Source organism: Chloracidobacterium sp. (assembly GCA_016715795.1).
Taxonomy (GTDB): Bacteria; Acidobacteriota; Blastocatellia; order Pyrinomonadales; family Pyrinomonadaceae; genus OLB17.
The window spans coordinates 1,550,001-1,565,927 of sequence record JADJXP010000002.1; the positions used below are offsets into that span (position 1 = coordinate 1,550,001).

General features: G+C 55.0%; 19 protein-coding genes and 3 pseudogenes (1 of these 22 cut by a window edge). 2 read left to right on the forward strand and 20 right to left on the reverse strand.

The features are described 5' to 3' along the window. The 8 genes and pseudogenes from IPM59_12085 to IPM59_12120 form a co-directional block, all read right to left on the reverse strand. Positions 1–1,041, reverse strand: partial view of a tetratricopeptide repeat protein gene (locus tag IPM59_12085; protein ID MBK9216308.1) — the beginning only. Its footprint begins 1,215 nt before the window's first position; the window shows 1,041 of its 2,256 coding nt (coding positions 1–1,041); its start codon is at positions 1,039–1,041; its stop codon lies beyond the left edge, outside the window. Positions 1,042–1,070: 29 nt separating this feature from the next. Beyond that, positions 1,071–1,283, reverse strand: coding sequence for a hypothetical protein (locus IPM59_12090; GenBank protein MBK9216309.1), 213 nt, complete (start codon positions 1,281–1,283; stop codon positions 1,071–1,073). Beyond that, complete coding sequence (locus IPM59_12095; protein MBK9216310.1) at positions 1,234–1,560, reverse strand: hypothetical protein; 327 nt, start codon at positions 1,558–1,560, stop codon at positions 1,234–1,236. Before IPM59_12095 ends, IPM59_12090 begins: the two co-directional genes overlap by 50 nt. A gap of 37 nt (positions 1,561–1,597) precedes the next feature. Next, positions 1,598–2,413 (reverse strand): 3-deoxy-8-phosphooctulonate synthase, encoded by an 816-nt coding sequence (gene kdsA, locus IPM59_12100; protein MBK9216311.1) that lies wholly within the window; start codon positions 2,411–2,413, stop codon positions 1,598–1,600. A gap of 85 nt (positions 2,414–2,498) precedes the next feature. Further along, positions 2,499–4,194 (reverse strand): annotated as a pseudogene (locus tag IPM59_12105) (CTP synthase). 154 nt (positions 4,195–4,348) lie between these two features. Further along, on the reverse strand, positions 4,349–4,498 hold the full coding sequence (locus IPM59_12110; GenBank protein MBK9216312.1) for a hypothetical protein: 150 nt from the start codon (positions 4,496–4,498) through the stop codon (positions 4,349–4,351). A gap of 35 nt (positions 4,499–4,533) precedes the next feature. Continuing rightward, positions 4,534–5,275, reverse strand: a pseudogene (gene kdsB, locus IPM59_12115) (3-deoxy-manno-octulosonate cytidylyltransferase). 245 nt (positions 5,276–5,520) lie between these two features. After that, the gene (locus tag IPM59_12120) at positions 5,521–5,850 is read right to left on the reverse strand and encodes a hypothetical protein (GenBank protein ID MBK9216313.1); all 330 of its coding nucleotides are present in this window, start codon (positions 5,848–5,850) and stop codon (positions 5,521–5,523) included. 286 nt (positions 5,851–6,136) lie between these two features. Between IPM59_12120 and IPM59_12125 the strand changes: the two genes are divergently transcribed. Further along, positions 6,137–6,382 carry a CPBP family intramembrane metalloprotease gene (locus IPM59_12125; protein MBK9216314.1) on the forward strand — a complete coding sequence of 82 codons (246 nt, stop codon included), beginning with the start codon at positions 6,137–6,139 and terminating at the stop codon, positions 6,380–6,382. 208 nt (positions 6,383–6,590) lie between these two features. Then, on the forward strand, positions 6,591–6,821 hold the full coding sequence (locus tag IPM59_12130; GenBank protein ID MBK9216315.1) for a hypothetical protein: 231 nt from the start codon (positions 6,591–6,593) through the stop codon (positions 6,819–6,821). A 289-nt stretch (positions 6,822–7,110) separates the two neighbouring features. Here IPM59_12130 and IPM59_12135 read toward each other — a convergent pair whose 3' ends face one another. The 12 genes and pseudogenes from IPM59_12135 to ndk all read right to left on the reverse strand — a co-directional run bounded on the left by IPM59_12135 (position 7,111) and on the right by ndk (position 15,879). Next, the gene (locus IPM59_12135; protein MBK9216316.1) at positions 7,111–7,437 is read right to left on the reverse strand and encodes a VCBS repeat-containing protein; all 327 of its coding nucleotides are present in this window, start codon (positions 7,435–7,437) and stop codon (positions 7,111–7,113) included. Next, the gene (locus IPM59_12140; protein MBK9216317.1) at positions 7,412–7,696 is read right to left on the reverse strand and encodes a VCBS repeat-containing protein; all 285 of its coding nucleotides are present in this window, start codon (positions 7,694–7,696) and stop codon (positions 7,412–7,414) included. Before IPM59_12140 ends, IPM59_12135 begins: the two co-directional genes overlap by 26 nt. A gap of 101 nt (positions 7,697–7,797) precedes the next feature. After that, a complete protein-coding gene (locus tag IPM59_12145; GenBank protein MBK9216318.1) occupies positions 7,798–8,994 on the reverse strand; it encodes a PD40 domain-containing protein in 1,197 nt (398 codons plus the stop codon). A gap of 826 nt (positions 8,995–9,820) precedes the next feature. Continuing rightward, complete coding sequence (locus IPM59_12150; GenBank protein MBK9216319.1) at positions 9,821–10,264, reverse strand: HNH endonuclease; 444 nt, start codon at positions 10,262–10,264, stop codon at positions 9,821–9,823. Continuing rightward, the gene (locus IPM59_12155; protein MBK9216320.1) at positions 10,257–10,499 is read right to left on the reverse strand and encodes a hypothetical protein; all 243 of its coding nucleotides are present in this window, start codon (positions 10,497–10,499) and stop codon (positions 10,257–10,259) included. The genes IPM59_12150 and IPM59_12155 overlap by 8 nt, the downstream gene beginning before the upstream one ends. Positions 10,500–10,541: 42 nt before the next feature. After that, the gene (locus IPM59_12160) at positions 10,542–10,775 is read right to left on the reverse strand and encodes a hypothetical protein (GenBank protein MBK9216321.1); all 234 of its coding nucleotides are present in this window, start codon (positions 10,773–10,775) and stop codon (positions 10,542–10,544) included. Positions 10,776–11,663: 888 nt separating this feature from the next. After that, positions 11,664–12,947 carry a SpoIIE family protein phosphatase gene (locus tag IPM59_12165; protein MBK9216322.1) on the reverse strand — a complete coding sequence of 428 codons (1,284 nt, stop codon included), beginning with the start codon at positions 12,945–12,947 and terminating at the stop codon, positions 11,664–11,666. Positions 12,948–12,968: 21 nt separating this feature from the next. After that, positions 12,969–13,112: a hypothetical protein gene (locus tag IPM59_12170; protein ID MBK9216323.1), complete on the reverse strand. Its 144-nt coding sequence runs from the start codon at positions 13,110–13,112 to the stop codon at positions 12,969–12,971. A gap of 23 nt (positions 13,113–13,135) precedes the next feature. Continuing rightward, positions 13,136–13,828, reverse strand: coding sequence for an ImmA/IrrE family metallo-endopeptidase (locus tag IPM59_12175; protein ID MBK9216324.1), 693 nt, complete (start codon positions 13,826–13,828; stop codon positions 13,136–13,138). An 81-nt stretch (positions 13,829–13,909) separates the two neighbouring features. Continuing rightward, positions 13,910–14,430 (reverse strand): annotated as a pseudogene (locus tag IPM59_12180) (NADH-quinone oxidoreductase subunit I). A 13-nt stretch (positions 14,431–14,443) separates the two neighbouring features. Continuing rightward, entirely contained in the window at positions 14,444–15,367 is a 924-nt protein-coding gene (locus tag IPM59_12185) for a DUF4190 domain-containing protein (GenBank protein ID MBK9216325.1), read from the reverse strand. 95 nt (positions 15,368–15,462) lie between these two features. After that, entirely contained in the window at positions 15,463–15,879 is a 417-nt protein-coding gene (gene ndk / locus IPM59_12190; GenBank protein MBK9216326.1) for a nucleoside-diphosphate kinase, read from the reverse strand. Positions 15,880–15,927 lie beyond the last annotated feature (48 nt).

Here is a 15,927-nt window from a genome sequence, read left to right on the forward strand (position 1 = left end):
TCGTAGTCGTTCAATGTCGGCGATGTCCTTACCAAACTTGTTCTCGATAAACTGCGTTGCCAGGTATCGAACCATGCCTTCGCTTATCACCCCATAACCATCACCGGCGACCGAAACCGAATTGCCCAGCCACAAGCGCGCCGCAGCTTCCGCAATGTTCATCGCCGTCGTCGAATCCACGGCCGACCGGCGAAAGGCCGCTTCGTCCACCAAGAGCGTCCCGCCGCCGCTGAATCCAGCCCCGCGTCGCGTCGAGACGATCCTCAACGGAGCATCAGGTGCTTTCCCCAGGAACCCCGACATGAAGCTGCGGGCCTCGGAGAAAAGAGCCGTCATCTCGTCACCCCTTTTTTGTCCCTCAGGCCCGGTCCCCTTAGGAGCAAGAACCGAAACGCCGTTCAGCGTTGTGACGCCCCAGTCACCGGCGACGAAGAACGGCTGCACCAGCAATCTGTCATCAAAAGCTCCGGCAGACGCCATTCCTGACGACGCGATCGAAAGTCCGGCCGAGAAATTGACCTTTATTCGAGTAGGTGCTCGATCCGGGCCCTGGGTAAAGAACCAGCTATTCGGCGTCGGATACCAGTACGAGGACGGCAAGAGATGGGCCCCGCCCTGAGTCAATGACGCCGCCCCGCCATTCTCCTTAATGTTCAATCTGTACTCGACGGCGACCGCTAACACTCCGCCGGCAATGATCGGTCCCGGCCTCAAAGAAACGCGTTGCAGGCTCACGCCTGAATTGATCTTCTCCTCATTCTTGGAGAAGTCCGAATCTGCATCATTGAGCCTAACTGTCGTAATTTCTGCGGTCGGCGAGATCCTCAGGGTTAGCGAGGACGCAGGACGCGGCGAGATATTCTTAAGGCTAAGCCGGGCACGGATCGGGATCGACCTTGAGCCGTCGGCCGGCAAGGTAACATCGATATCATATTTTTGGACCTGCCAAGTCGCCGAAGGCTTTGCCGGATCCTGGCCCAATACAAACCCTGCAGCGCAGATAACGAACAGGCAGGCTAAAACAGTATGAATCAGTCTCATAGTCATTTCTCGAAGCGAAACGAATAACGTCAAAACTCCAGCGCTCCGGCCGGAAGCTCTATTTTGCCCGCCTCAAAATAGTGTTTCGTGACATCGTCCTCGATATGATAGACGTTGATGTTGTTCTTCTTTAGATCAACAAAAATGAAGTAGGTGTTTGCTCCGCAGTTATGAGCCTCGCAGGCGCTGGCCTTAAATACGCCATCTTTTATCTGGATCGGCGACTCGACGTTCCAATGCATCGAGGTCCGCAAAGTCCTTGCCAAGCAGCTTCTTCAACCTGTCCCTAAGTTCCGGTATCTTCAGCAGCTTGATATCTGCCGGATACTTTCCGGACGCCTTCTCCAACGTGGAAATAAACGACGGAGTGGCCGGCGACGCCTCGGCGACTGGCGAACGAGTCGGCAACGGCGTCTTTGTCGCGATCGGGACCGCGTTCGTATTGTTCGCGCTGCTGTTCGACGTAAATCTTGAAAGATCGCACCCGAGCACCGCTAAGACAAACGCAAGAATGGCCACAGGATACTTCGCAGGTGATCACCTCAACATCGACGATCTATCTGCGAATGATCGAATGGATCTCCTTCAGCTTGAGCAACAGCGGCTCCAATCGGCCCAATGGAAGCTGATTCGGACCATCGCTTGGCGCGTTCGTCGGGTCGTCATGGACCTCCATAAAGACGGCATCAACGCCGCAGGCGACGCCTGCACGGGCGAAATCTTCGATGAATTCGGCCTGACCGCCCGTTGCCTTTCCAAGGCCGCCGGGTAATTGGAGTGAATGTGTCACGTCAAACACGACTGGTACTCCGAACGATCGCATCACCGGAAACGACCGCAGATCGACGACAAGATTATTGTAGCCAAAGCTCGTCCCGCGTTCGGTTAGCAATATCTTTTCGCAGCCCGCAGCCCGCAGTTTCTCAACGATATTCTCGGCGTCCCACGGACTAAGGAACTGTCCCTTTTTCACGTTGACCGCCTTGCCCGTCTTCGCCGCTGCAACCAGCAGATCGGTCTGCCTGCAGAGAAATGCCGGTATCTGAAGCATGTCCGCAACCTCGGCGGCTTTCTCAGCTTGCCACGGCTCGTGGATGTCCGTGATCACCGGCACGCCGATCTCGTCCTTCACCTGAGCGAGCACCGACAATCCGAACTCCATCCCGTCACCTCGAAAGCTGTCGATCGAACTACGGTTCGCCTTATCGAACGACGATTTGTATACAAGGCCAAGCCCGACGCGCTTACAGACATCACTGATCTCCTTCGCCATGAATAGCGCGTGCTGAGACGACTCAACAACACACGGCCCGGCGATGATCGTCAAACCACCATCGCCAAAGGAAACGTCTCCGACCTGAAAAATTCCCATAGAAGAAGGAACAACGGATTACACAGATTAACACAGATCGTCTGAGTCCCTGATCGGCGCAAATCCGCGTGAATCCGTTGTTTCTTTATTCGGATCTTGCCTCAGCCCGCTCGGGCATCTCGACCTGTTTGTCGCTGGTCACGTCGTGTTCGAGGTTCTCACTGCGGAGCTTGTTATTCCACGCTGCCGAAACAAAGGCGTCAAAGAGCGGATGCGCCGCTAGCGGCTTCGACTTGTATTCAGGATGGAATTGACACGCTATGAAATACGGATGCGTCTCTCGCGGCAGCTCGATCATCTCGACAAACTTACCGTCCGGCGAGACGCCGCTAAAGACCATCCCTTGAGCCTCCAGCTTCTCGCGAAACAGTGGATTGAATTCGTATCGATGCCGGTGACGTTCACCGATGCGCGTCGCTCCCTGATAGACCTCGCGAGCGAGCGAGCCTTCTTTTAGATCGCACTCCCACTCGCCGAGCCGCATCGTGCCGCCATATTCCTCCACGTCAACCAGATCGCGCAGTTTGAAGATGATCGGATACGGCGTTCCCTCGTCGAACTCCGTGGAGTCGGCGTCTTTCATCTTGCATTCATTCCGCAAACTCGATACAAGCCGTTTGCATTCCCAAGCAAATGCCGAAATACGGCGTTCCCGATTTTCTCGCGTATTTGATCGCCCGGAGCATTCCCGGAATGCCGCGTTTGCCAAAACCGCCCGGCACGAGGATAGCGTCAAAGTCTTGCAGGTCGTTCTCATACTCGTCCTTCATCAGGTTCTCGGATTCAACCCAGGTGACATTGACACGAACGTTATTCGCCACGCCCGCGTGGGTCAACGCCTCGTTGAGTGACTTATAGGAATCCTCAAGCTCGACATATTTTCCGACGATACCGATCCTCACCGATCCGCCGCTCGGCTCCTTGATCGTCGCAACGAGGTCTCGCCAGCGTTTGAGATCGGCCGATGGAAATTGCTCTTTCAGGTGAAGGTTATTGACGATCAGATCGTCCAGCCCCTGCTCGTGAAACGCCAGCGGAACCTCGTAGATCGTCCCGACGTCGAGGGCGGAGATAACGGCGTTTTCCTGAACATTGCAGAAAAGAGCGATCTTCTTTCTGAGGTCGGCCGGTATCGGCCGATCCGAGCGACAAAGCAAAACGTCCGGAGCGATTCCGATCTCCATGAGCTCACGCACCGAGTGCTGCGTCGGCTTTGTCTTCAATTCGCCTGCCGCAGCAATATACGGCACGAGCGTAACGTGAACAAAAATAGCGTTATTACGGCCCTCCTCGTTGGCCATCTGACGGATCGCTTCCATGAACGGCAGCGACTCAATGTCGCCGACCGTGCCGCCGATCTCGACTATCAGAACATCCGGCCGATGGGCATTTGCTACCGTGCGAACCGCCGCCTTGATCTCGTCAGTGATGTGCGGAATCACCTGGATCGTTTTGCCGAGATAATCGCCGCGACGCTCTTTCTCGATCACGGAGAGATAAATGCGACCAGTCGTCCAGTTATTAGCCTGCGAGAGCTTGGCGTGCGTAAACCGCTCGTAATGCCCAAGGTCGAGATCGGTCTCGGCCCCGTCGTCCGTAACAAAAACCTCGCCGTGCTGAAACGGCGACATTGTGCCCGGATCGACGTTGATATACGGATCGAGCTTCATCATCTGGACGTTCAGTCCGCGAGCTTCGAGCAAACAGCCTATACTCGACGCCGCCAGCCCTTTGCCCAAACTCGAAACCACGCCGCCTGTTACGAATATGTATTTGGTCATAGCTTTAGTTATCAGTTATCCGTTCTCAGTTTTCAGTTATTCCCGAACCGTCCGCCTTCCCTTCCCGCCTCTTTTCTGGTAGCGTCCATCTTTCATCTGTGTAATAACTTCCTTAGACTTCGCCGCCTCGGGATTCATCAGTTCCTGCAGGCATTCATGCTCGCTCCCAACGCCGTCGTTCCCTCAGGGCGTTGCGTTCAAACTCTTCCGCCGTCCTTGTCTGCGGCCGTGATAACAGCTTCAGCCCGACCGCCGCACCGACGATCAGCAGGACAAAGAACGCAACTCCGATCCAATCCGCCATAAGGTACTAATTAGTAATTCAATAATCAGTAATTACTAATCATCTGTGCAGAGACTCCCGGTTCGATCAGCGTTCGCACCTTTTCGGTCTTCTTCCGTGTCCACACCGACCGATGCCCCGGCCGCCTCAACGACCACGATCTTTGCCCCATTTTCCAAGGCACGAAGCTGTTCGAGCGCCTCAAGTTTCTCAAGCCTCGTCTGCGGCAGCCTTGTAAATTCCAAGAGATACTCGCGACGATAAACATACAGGCCCGCGTGCTTCCTGTAATTCTGAAAAAGCCCCGGTTCGTTCTCAAACGCCTGGTTCCGATCGCCGCCATGCCGCAGGCTCGCTTCACGCGGAAACGGCATCGGTGACCGGGAAAAGTAAAGTGCCCTGCCATCTTCGGCACACACGACCTTCACGACGTTAAAGTTCAACAGTTCGTCATGCAGGCTCGTCAAGGGCTCCGCAAACCGTCGAAATGTCCGCCGTCGGATCGCTCACCAACGCCTGGACCGCACGGTCGATGGTCTCCGGCGAGATCAGCGGCTCGTCACCCTGGACGTTGACGATGATCGAGCCATCGGGCAATGTCGCGGCCACCTCAGCGATGCGGTCACTGCCGGATTGATGCTCGCTCGAGGTCATAACTGCCGGGCATCCCGCTGCGATCACGGCATCACGAATACGTTCGTCGTCCGTAGCGACGATCACGTGCGAAACCGACGTCGCCGCACGCGCACGCTCTACGGTATGCACTATCAACGGTTTCCCGCCGATATCGCGCAGCATCTTGCCCGGCAGACGCGTCGAAGCGTACCGTGCCGGTATTATCGCGATCACATTCTGTAGAGGTTTTTCGCCGTGGTGCTCCACGGGATTTTAGGTTATCTTGATTCGGCCCAAAGAGCAACCATCGAACTTCCTATTCGTGCATTCGTGGCTATTTCTTGCGGCCGGAATTTAGCCACTAATGCACGAATGAAAACGCCGATCCGACCGGCGAACTTTATCGCCGCGCTGTATTCGCTACACTCTCACAGATGGAAAGCGAAGAGCATCTGCTCGACGGACCATACGAACAGCCAGAAACGCAGGCCCCGGCCGGCCCGAACGATCCGCCGTGGACCTCGTTCGAAGCGATTGGCGTATGGTTTGTCAGCGTGCTGTTGATCCTGATGGTTCCCGCGATGCTGCTGCTGCCTTACCTCGCATCGCTCGATCCGCCGGTCACCGACACCGCCGAGATCGTTGAGTTTGCTAAGAGCGATCCGACATCGATCATCCTGCAGGTCGTCGGCATCATCCCCGCGCATCTTCTGACCCTGCTGCTGGCGTGGGCAGTTGTAACCAGATTCAGAAAGCATGGATTTACCGCGACGCTGGGATGGCAACGCGGCGGATTTCGATGGTGGCATTATTGCATCCTGCTCGGCGTCTTTTTCGTGATCGCATCGGTCGTAAGCAGCTATTTTCCTGAGCAGGAACACGACCTCATCCGCATTCTAAATAGCTCACGAGCGGCGGTTTACATCGTTGCCTTTCTTGCTACGTTCACAGCTCCGCTTGTCGAGGAGGTCGTCTATCGCGGCGTGCTCTACTCGGCGTTCCAACGCTCATTCGGCGTCAAGCCAGCGTTCGCCCTTGTCACTGTTGTTCGCACTGGTACACGTCCCGCAATACCTGCCGAGCTATTCGACGATTTTTCTGCTGACGCTCCTCAGCGTGACTCTCACCTGGGTTCGAGTCCGCACCAGCAACCTGCTCCCGTGCATCATTCTCCACACCGCGTTCAACGGCCTGCAATCAGCCCTGCTGATCGCCGAGCCCTATTTCAAACCCGAACAAGTCCCGGACCCGTCCGGAACGCTGGTGCGACTGCTGTGTCCGTTCGCATAAGAAAAATTCACCACAGAGGCACGGAGGACACGGGAAAAAGCGGAGCTCGACTCGCAATTTCTATCGGCATTCTTATCGTTTTCTCTGTGGCCTCCGTGTCTCTGTGGTGAATCCAAACTTTCTTAAACAACCTTCCTCGCCTAAACGCTATCTAACTGTTCGACCGGCATGGTCGCACCGCTATGGCCACTTTCAAAGATCCGCACGAATGTTTCGCCCCGCTCGAGGTCATCGAACGGCTTTTGGAGCTACGCGGGAACTCGGTTTTAGCGAGACACTCTATCTCAACCGGTCGCAGCAGTTGACGGATTTTCTCGACGCCTACGGCTTCGACGCCTACGCCTTCTCGACCAATAACGAAAAGATCGATCTTGACCACCTGACAACACCCGTCGTCCCCGGAGGCGACAACCTCCACACAACCATAACGGCCCATTAGGCCCCGCAATTTCCCAGGCAGCGAGGAACGCTCGAAGCAAAAACAAAAGGCAGGAGAGAGATCTCCTGCCTTTTGTGCGTTCTCCGTCGCATTGGGGCTGTCAGCCTACGAGCAGGTCGACCGCGTCGCGGGCCTTCTGAATTGCCGTTGCCTTAAGGCAACGGTCATGTGCTGAAGAATATCTCGGGCTTTAGCCCAACTGTCGCGCTGGGCTAAAGCCCGGTTTCTTGTGTTACCGACAACCGTTGTCTAAAGCCAACGGCAATACAGAGTCAAGCATTCTCAATCCTCAATTCCCGTAGGCTGATGGAGTGGGCCTGTCGCCGTTCTGTCCCCACGGGAATACGATAAACTGCGAATTCGACGACCGCTGTATGTACCAAGTCCCGTCCGAAGGCCGCCACACGCCGATGTCAGCCCGTCCGTCACCGTCATAATCGCCCGCAATCGGAACGTCGCTCGCCGCCCCGAACACGTAATACGAATAAGTCGCCGTCGCCGAGTTGCGGATCACCCAAAGGCCTGTTGACGGGCGGTAGATGGCAATGTCTGTCTTGCCGTCGCCGTCATAGTCAGCCGGTGCGATACGGTCACCCGTCTGGCCAAATCTCGCCAAACACAGAACCGTTCGAGCTTCGGATGTTGTACCAGTCGCCGACGGACGGGCGGAAGATGCCAAGGTCGTTCTTTCCGTCCCCATCAAAGTCGCCGACCGCCGGCACATCGCCATTGGCCCCGAACTGCATCCCGAAGGTCGTCCCATTAGACGAATTCGTCCGATACCACGTCCCCTGACTTGGCCTGAACACCGTCAGATCTGCATTTCCGTCGCCGTCATAGTCACCCCGGAGCAGGAAGATCCTCAGCCACCCCAAACACCGGATACGAGACCGTCCCGTTCGAGCTGTTCAGGATGTACCAAATACCCGTCGATGGCCTATACATCGCAAGATCCGTCTTCCCATCCCCATCATAATCAGCAGGCGTCAGCTTGTCGCCGTCCGCCCCGAACTGCAGCCCCTGAAATCCGGCGGTCGATCGCTGCAGATACCACGCCCCGCTCGACGGCCTGAACACCGAAAAAGTCCGTCTTGCCGTCGCCGTCGTAGTCGAATAGTGCAGGATCAGGCGGAACTACTACCGGTCTTCGCCAGTCGGAAACGATCTCACCAACTGAGTTGGTCGTTAGCCGAGCCGGACCGCTCCCATTCGTTGAGTTGAACGTATAGACTTCCGCATAAACACCGGTTCTTTGGCTTCCGCACAAGAATCGTGAACCGTCGGGAGACCAGACCGGTAGGTATTCGAAAAACGCGTTGTTTGTGATATTGACTGGCGACCCACCCGATGCATTAATCACAAACACCTCCGACGTAAATGCGTCGTTAGGGTTAGATTGAGAGATATACGCTATTTTAGTACCGTCAGGCGAGAAGGATGGGCCCGTTACAGTAGTCGGCGAAACAGAACTTGTCAGGGTCTGCCTGCCGCCGCCGTCAGCATTCGCCAAGCAGATATTAGGATTCGTGAAAGAGGTTCCACCCGTGGAGCACAGGAACGCTATCTTTGAACCGTCCGCCGAGTACGTGCCTTGATCCTCATCGTTCGCTGTGTTTATCAAGGGCATGGGAGCCTGATCGGAACCATCAGGATTCATCGAGTAAATATCGCATATGCCGGTGGCGGGAGCACACCGTGAGAACATTATTTTTTGCCCGTCAGGCCGCCATTGCGGCCAATAATCGTAGGTTGTCCCCGCGGCGTTCGTAAGTGGAGCCTGGCCCGAACCATCTGCGTTCATTATCCAGATACGATAATTGGAGGATGATGCAATGCTTCGGCTAAAGACGATCCTCTGCCCGTCTGGCGACCACTTTGCCTGATAGTCATGAAGTTGGTTATTGGTAAGTCGGCGTTGATTCGTCCCATCGACATTTGAGGAGTAAATCTCGTAGAATCCATCGCGGGCCGAACCAAACAGTATTGGCTGATCGCCGGAGCCAGTGGCTTCCGCTACCCTATCTAACGCAGCTATCTGATCTGAGGACAGCGGCCCGTCATAAAGACGAAGCCTGGCGATATTCCCCGCAGACGCCTGGGTAGGACTCAAAATATCATCCTGAAAGAGCCGCAAAACCGAGCCCAGAATGAACTCGCCGTCATCATCGGGCACGTCTACCCCTCAAGCTACCGTCCCGATATGCCCTGACCCGCCCAGTTGCCTCTCGCACGACCGCGACCTGAATGTAGGTATCCGCTACGAACGGCACGTTCGCTGTCGGTTCGAGTATGAGTCGCCCGTCTACAATGTAAGCGCCAGAATCGTCTGTTGGATCGCTACCGGCGATCCTCCTTAAACCGCTCGTCTCGTCCAGCCTGAACAGACCAACGATGGTGTAACTGGTTGGGGAGATCAAGTCGGTTATATTTAGGGCGACGCCACTATTGAAAGGAAACCGCAAGGTTTGGCGCGTGTATCCGTCAACCACATCACTCTGAAATGAATTTGCTCCAGATCCGGTTAGATTGGTCAGGACGGGGGGAGAGCCCACCGAACTGCTTAAATTTCCCTGAAATCGGTAATCAGCTTTGGGCGTCTGTCCGTTGACGACACCTAAGCCTAACAGCAACAGGCCTGCGACCCAAAAGGTCGCCGAAGTCGCACGCATATGAAGGGTCCTCCCAAGTTAGTATTATATCTTCTTACGATAACAGAATTCGTTATGACCGTCGAGACCGATGCGACAACCGGACCTTCACGTCAAAATCATGCCATGTAGGATGAACGGGGTCAGGCACTGCGATTCTCAATCGCTGAATTCATTCATGTTTGACCGGCGGCAGGACGTTTTCGCCGGCGACGAAGTTTCTACCGGTTGTCTTCAAATTCGAGGCGGGCGCGTTTTGCGATGCGGCCGCCTTTTTTGCCGGCGGTGGAGTTTTCGGTCGTTCCTGTCGCGTCTCGCCTTCGGCGATCTGGCGGGTAGAGAGTCTGGGCTTCAATGTTCGAGAACGAACAGCTTCGCGGCATCGCTGGGAAAGCGGCCGCGCCGGCTTAGTATTTCACGTTCAACGATTCGATCGTGGTGGTTCATCTGTAGAATTCTTACAGTCGCTTCGGCGCATTCAGTAAGCGGTTCTATGACTGCACCGTCTATTCTAAAATTATCGGTCCAGCGGTCCGTTCGCGGGTTGTAAAACAGGATCGCTCGCTTGGTGCCGGGGACGGCGGCGGCGATGTCGCTGCCTTTGTTTCGATTGCAGAAGACACAAGCCAAGGCAAGGTTGTCGAGGTCGGATGACCCGCCGTGTTTCAGGCTGACTATATGTTCGATTTGATGACAGAAGTAAGAGTCTTCCTCGGCTATCAGGCAATACTCGCAAACATTAACTGCGCGCTTCGCAACCTGCTCACGGATCGCGGGGCTGATATGGCTACTCATTCACCACGAAGTCACGGGCACGGGCCTTTGCAAGCCGCATCAGATGCTCAAGCAACATATAGTAATCGAGTTCGGATCTTTCTGCACCTGTCAGGTCGCTGTTCTTGTCACGCTGCAAAAGATCGGAAACCCGCTCTTGTGCCGCTTTGGAAGGCCGAAACGCGATCACGTTCTTCGGGGTCGTGCCCGACGCAATAAAATCGACAACTTCCTCGTAGGCCTTAATTGCGTTCATAACGTCGGTAGAATAACTAGTTTGGATGATCGTTTCAAGAGATCAAAGCCGATGGGGCCGCCATTCTCGGACCGCCTTGATCTCAGCCATTACCTCTTCTTCCGTCATCGGTTCCCCGGCCTCAGCTAAACGGTCGGCGGCCTCAAACAGCCTGTTTGCCTTTCGGCGGCGGATCTCCGCTTTGAACAGAGAGGACGCCAACAAAGGCTTGAACAACCCCATTTCCTTCGCTTCCGCCGCTAGCTCATCTGGCAGAGTTAAGACAACTTCTGACATAAGACTTCTCCCAGGAAGATCATATCCGATTCTGCAACCCCTTTGTTGTCTGAATTATGTTTGGTTTTCCGCGCTTCGAGAATCCAATTGCGACGGTTTCGGACAGTTTTAGGACCAGAATTCCGTTATTTACTTCTGGCTCGACGAAGCGCAGGGTTGTCGGGATGCGTAGGCGGTAGTGTTGGCAGAAGGGCCAGGCGAAGATCTTCCAGCCGCGTTCTTTTTGTGACCGGAAAGGTCTCGTGCGTGGGTGGGAAGGTTGGTTCGATGGCGATGGCGTCGTCGGGTCGGCTGTAATAGAGCGTCACATGCTTTGGGCTGCCGAGCCGTTCGTAGGTGTAGGCGTTGAGGTAGATCAGGCCCTTGCTGTTGATCGTAACCCTGCGCCTCCTGCACCGGCCGCCTCGACGGCAGCGCCCGAGCGTGAATTTTCAAAATGGTGGTCTAGTGTGTTCATGGGTTTCTCCGTGAGTGTTGGTTTTGTATCTCGTCCTTGATGTTGCAGTAATAGCACGTTCATTCACACTTGTCAAGGCGTCGGAACGCGGGCATCTCTGCCCGCTCGTGGCGTTCCTAAACTAGAACGCGGATGAAACGGATCAAGCGGAAAAAAACGGATATGAAGAACCATTGTCTTATCCGTCCGTATCCGCCCGATCCGTTGAATCTGCGTTCAAGGAAGGACGTTCGTTACGTCCGGGCAAGGATGCCCGCGTTCCGACACCCTGAGTCTTGCCCGCGTTCCGGGTTTTCACAAAAGGATGCAAACAATTCAGCATCCGCAGCGAATATCCTCGCGTCCCTGAAAACGGTCCGTTTTCCTATACCGTGGGTCATACGAAATGCCGTTTGGTCATACCGTTTTCACGGTTTTGGGACGCGTTTCATTCAGAGGGCTTTTACGATAAATAGCGTGCCGTCGTCATCGAGGAATTTTCGTTCGGTGAAATCGGCGACGCCTTTGCGGACGTGGTCGATCATCTGTTTGGCGGGCAAGTGAATGCCGCTGAGGACGCGTTTTGCAAAGCGGTCGGGGCCAAACTCTTCACCGTTGGGATTTGTCGCTTCGGTAATGCCGTCGGTGTAGATGACCATCACCTGTTCGTCGTCAAACCTAATAAAATGCTGGTGATAATGCACGTCGTCGAACATTCCCAACGCCATATCGCCATATTCGACAAAGCGATAATCGCCGTCGGGCTTGATCAGAAGCGGCGGATTGTGGCCGGCATTAGAAAATACGAACGTCCGATTTGTCGAATCAAGAATGCCGTATATCGCCGTGATGAACTGGTTGTCCTCGATCGAATCTCTCAATAGCTGGCTTACCCTAGAAAAGGCAATGTGCGACGCATAACCCGCCTGTATGCTCGCGCGTAAGCTCGCACGAAGAAAGGACATAAGCAACGCCGCCGGAATGCCCTTTCCGACCGCATCGGCCACAACAATGCCGATCTGGTCCTCGAATATCGGCACCCAATCGTAATAGTCGCCCGAAACCTCTTCGGTCGGAAAAAGATAGGCTGAGATGTCAAAATTCTCGACCTTCGGGTCGCGCGCGGGCAACAACTCCATCTGCACCTGCCGAGCGGCCTCCAGCTGGGCCTGGAGTCGCCTTTTCTCGACGACCTGCTCGTGCAGCCGGACCTTTTCGATGATGATCGCGACCTGCGACGTCAACAGTTGAAGTATCGCGAGATCGTCGTCGGAGTAGGCGTCCAAATGGTCGCTCTCGAGGTCAAAAGCACCGATAACACGGTCATTTGAGATGATCGGAGCGACCATTTCCGACCGAGTTCGCTCGCGTGCCGCAAAGTAACGCGGGTCCTTACTAACGTCATGCGAGACGATGGCTTTCCCCGTCTGCGCGACGGTCCCGATAAAGCCTTCGCCCATCTTGAGCCTCGGTTCTATCAACTCAAAACTGATCTGATAGCCACGAATGACCTTTGACTTAAAGACGTATGGGCTCCCGTCCTCGGGGCTGAATTCGATCAGGTAAATGCCCGCCGCATCGTATGGAATCAGCGATCCGAGCGTGTCCATCACGAGATTGAGCACCTCGTCAAGATCGAGCGAACGGCTGATCGTCTTGGTGATGTCGAGCAGCATCCTGAGCTTATCGACAGTTGTCAGGCTTTCAGACGTGGTTTTTGGCTTGGTGCGAGGCATTGTCAGATCGCGGAAGGGCGATTATACATCATCGCCGCTCGTGAGGCCTTGATTTGCCTTGTATTCGGCCCAAAGGCGCGAAACTTTGATGCGGTATTCAACCAGTGCACGGCTGACGACGAAATGGCGAGCGATCTGCTGTGACGTCAGCCCCTCAGCGACCATTCGCTTGATAGCCGTGTAGGGAACTAGGGGCTGGCACCGGTAGAATAGGCCTCCTCCTCAATGGCGTGATTGTAATCGCGAGCGATGACCTTGCCGTCCTTGTTGCGGGCCTCGACCGCCAATCGGCTCGGCTTGTGGCCGAGGAAGACGTGGCAGATCTCTTCCATCAGCGTAGCATTCTGACGATTTCGGCTGTGTGTCGGGTTCAGGATGATGAGGCGTTCGCCGCCCGGCAGCGTGTGCGATGCCGCCCCGCCTGACCACAGATCCTTGCCATCCCCTGTAAGATGCTGACGCGTCTCCTCCGAAAGCAACGGCTCGATCTCATCAAACGACGCGACGAACAGGTTCGCAAATCGGGCAAGGCTGAACGGATCGAGCCTCTGATGATCGAACCGAAGCCCGGCGAATTCACGCAGTCCCAAACCGCGTATCTCATGATGCCTTCCCTTCGGTGTCGGCGGTCGATCGGTCGGGAGTGGCCTCTTACTACTGAACATCACGAGGGGCGTCCGACCGTTTCCTCCCGCGATGATCAGCCCGACAGCAACGACGAAGATCGAAATATACTGCAGGAGATTCCCGAGGAAATTACAAACAGAGCCGATCGTTCGTGCAGGGCTATCGATCGAACTGATCAGGAAAGTAAAACAGACCCATCCTACCAACCAGAAAAAGAAGCCTACTAGAGCCGAGTCCGAGAGCTGCAAATCCAATACCTTTCATCTTTCTCCTCCTCTCGAGCACGGGGCCGAAACGACACGATGATAGTTGATTACAAGCCCGGAGACAACGCTCTAGACGACCTTGAATTCCGAGTCGACGTCCTCGGTCGAGAGGGCAACACGGTAATTCTTTGACTGCTTCTGTTTCGTGATAAGGAGGTCGTCCTTCGTCTTGAGGAGGTCGGCTCGATTAAAGACGGATATCTCAAAGTTGTAACCATGCGTGATCGCATCCTTAGGACAAGCCTCGACACAAAAACCACAAAAGATGCATCTGCCGTAGTCGATGTTGTAGACCTTCGCGTAACGCTCGTCACGGCCGACACGCTCTGAATAAGGGCGAGGATCGTCAACCGCTTCAATATATATACAATCCGACGGACATGCCGCAGCGCAAAGGTAACATGCCACGCATTTTCCTTGCCGTTTTCATCGACATGCAACGAGATGCGCCCGCGATAGCGTGGTTGGACGGTGACCGGCTCATCCGGATATTGAACGGTCCACTTCTTTCGAGGGATCTCGGACATCGTCCGCTTCATTCCCTTGATGACGGCCACGCTCGATCTGATGACGTCTGCGACAAGTGACATATAACCAAAGTGCTTATCGGCTGGCTCCCAAAAGCATCGCCATACCGTTGAAGAATATGATGAAGATGTAATAAACAATCCCAATCAGGAAGAAGAGGGCTCCCAATACCATACCAGCAATCGCCAATCCTTTTCCGCCGTACTCGGCTGGATTATTATTTGCGTTCTTCATTCCCAAGAAACCTGTAATCAAAGCCGCTATGCCCGTGATCGGAGCAAGATAGCAACACAGCGAACCAATTCCGAGGATCAATGAAACGATTGGCAACGTCTTGTTTTGATCTCCCACTGCAGTGCCCAGCGGCGGTGGATTGAACGGCGTGTTCGAACCGATCTCCTGATTCTGCCAAGCGACCTCGGGCGGTGGCGGTGGTGTCCATTGCTCAACGGGTGCCGGCGGCGGTTCGAAAGCAGCCGGAGGAGGAGGCTGAATGATAGTTTCCGGTTCCTCAGCGATCGGCGGAAGAACCGGTTCCGGTTCTGGCTCGATGAACGACGGAGCCGGCGGCTCAGGAACGGAGAATGGCGAAGGCGGCGGCTCGGCTGCTGCGGGCGGAACGTCTGCGACATCGGGTTCTGGCACGGAATCCTGCATGGCGGCCTTCATCTCTTCGTCGGAAACGAACACCGTCTTGAGCGGGTCGGTGCCTGGCAGCTCAAGCTCAACATCAGGGGCGGCGATAGGAGCAGGCGGTATCGACTGGCCCGCAACGAGTACCGGTTCTTCGTCGGGCGGGGCCTCAGATGTCGCTTCCTCTAGCGGTGCGGCTTCGACAGCATGCTCTTCCGGCACCTGTATAGCAGGCGACACTATCGTTGCGTAGGGATCGAATGCCGCTTCCTCGGCCGCCGGTGCATCCTCAAGCACCGCGCCGTCGATCTGGCAAAACCGCATCGAATCCTCAAATTCCTTTCCGCAAGTCGGGCATTTTTTCATCAGCTTCGCACTCCGATCTTAAATTCGAAATTTCAAATCTCAAATTGCCTTGGTGTTCTTAAATCTAACACCTAAAACCCAAGACCTAAAACCGCCTACACCAATTCCAGCTTGCTAAAGAAATACGCGATCTCGATCGCTGCATTCTCGTCCGAATCCGAACCGTGAACGGCGTTCTCGCCGATCGAGGTCGCGAAATCCTTGCGGATCGTACCTTCGGCGGCATCGGCCGGATTGGTCGCACCCATCAGTTCACGCCACGCCGGAACTGCGTTCTCTTTCTCCAACGCCAGCACCACACACGGCCCTGACGACATAAAATCGCAAAGCTCGTCAAAAAAGCCCTTGCCCGCATGCACAGCGTAAAAGCCCTCAGCCTGCTTGCGCGTCTGATGTATCAATTTCATCCCACGTATGGCAAAACCGCCGCCCAATATCCGCGAGATGATCTGTCCCTGCTTCCCCGCCCGAACCGCGTCGGGCTTTATGATTCCAAATGTTAAGTTATTCATAAATGAAAAATAGCGAAGTCCTATTAAAGCAGATGGGAAAGTCCATGT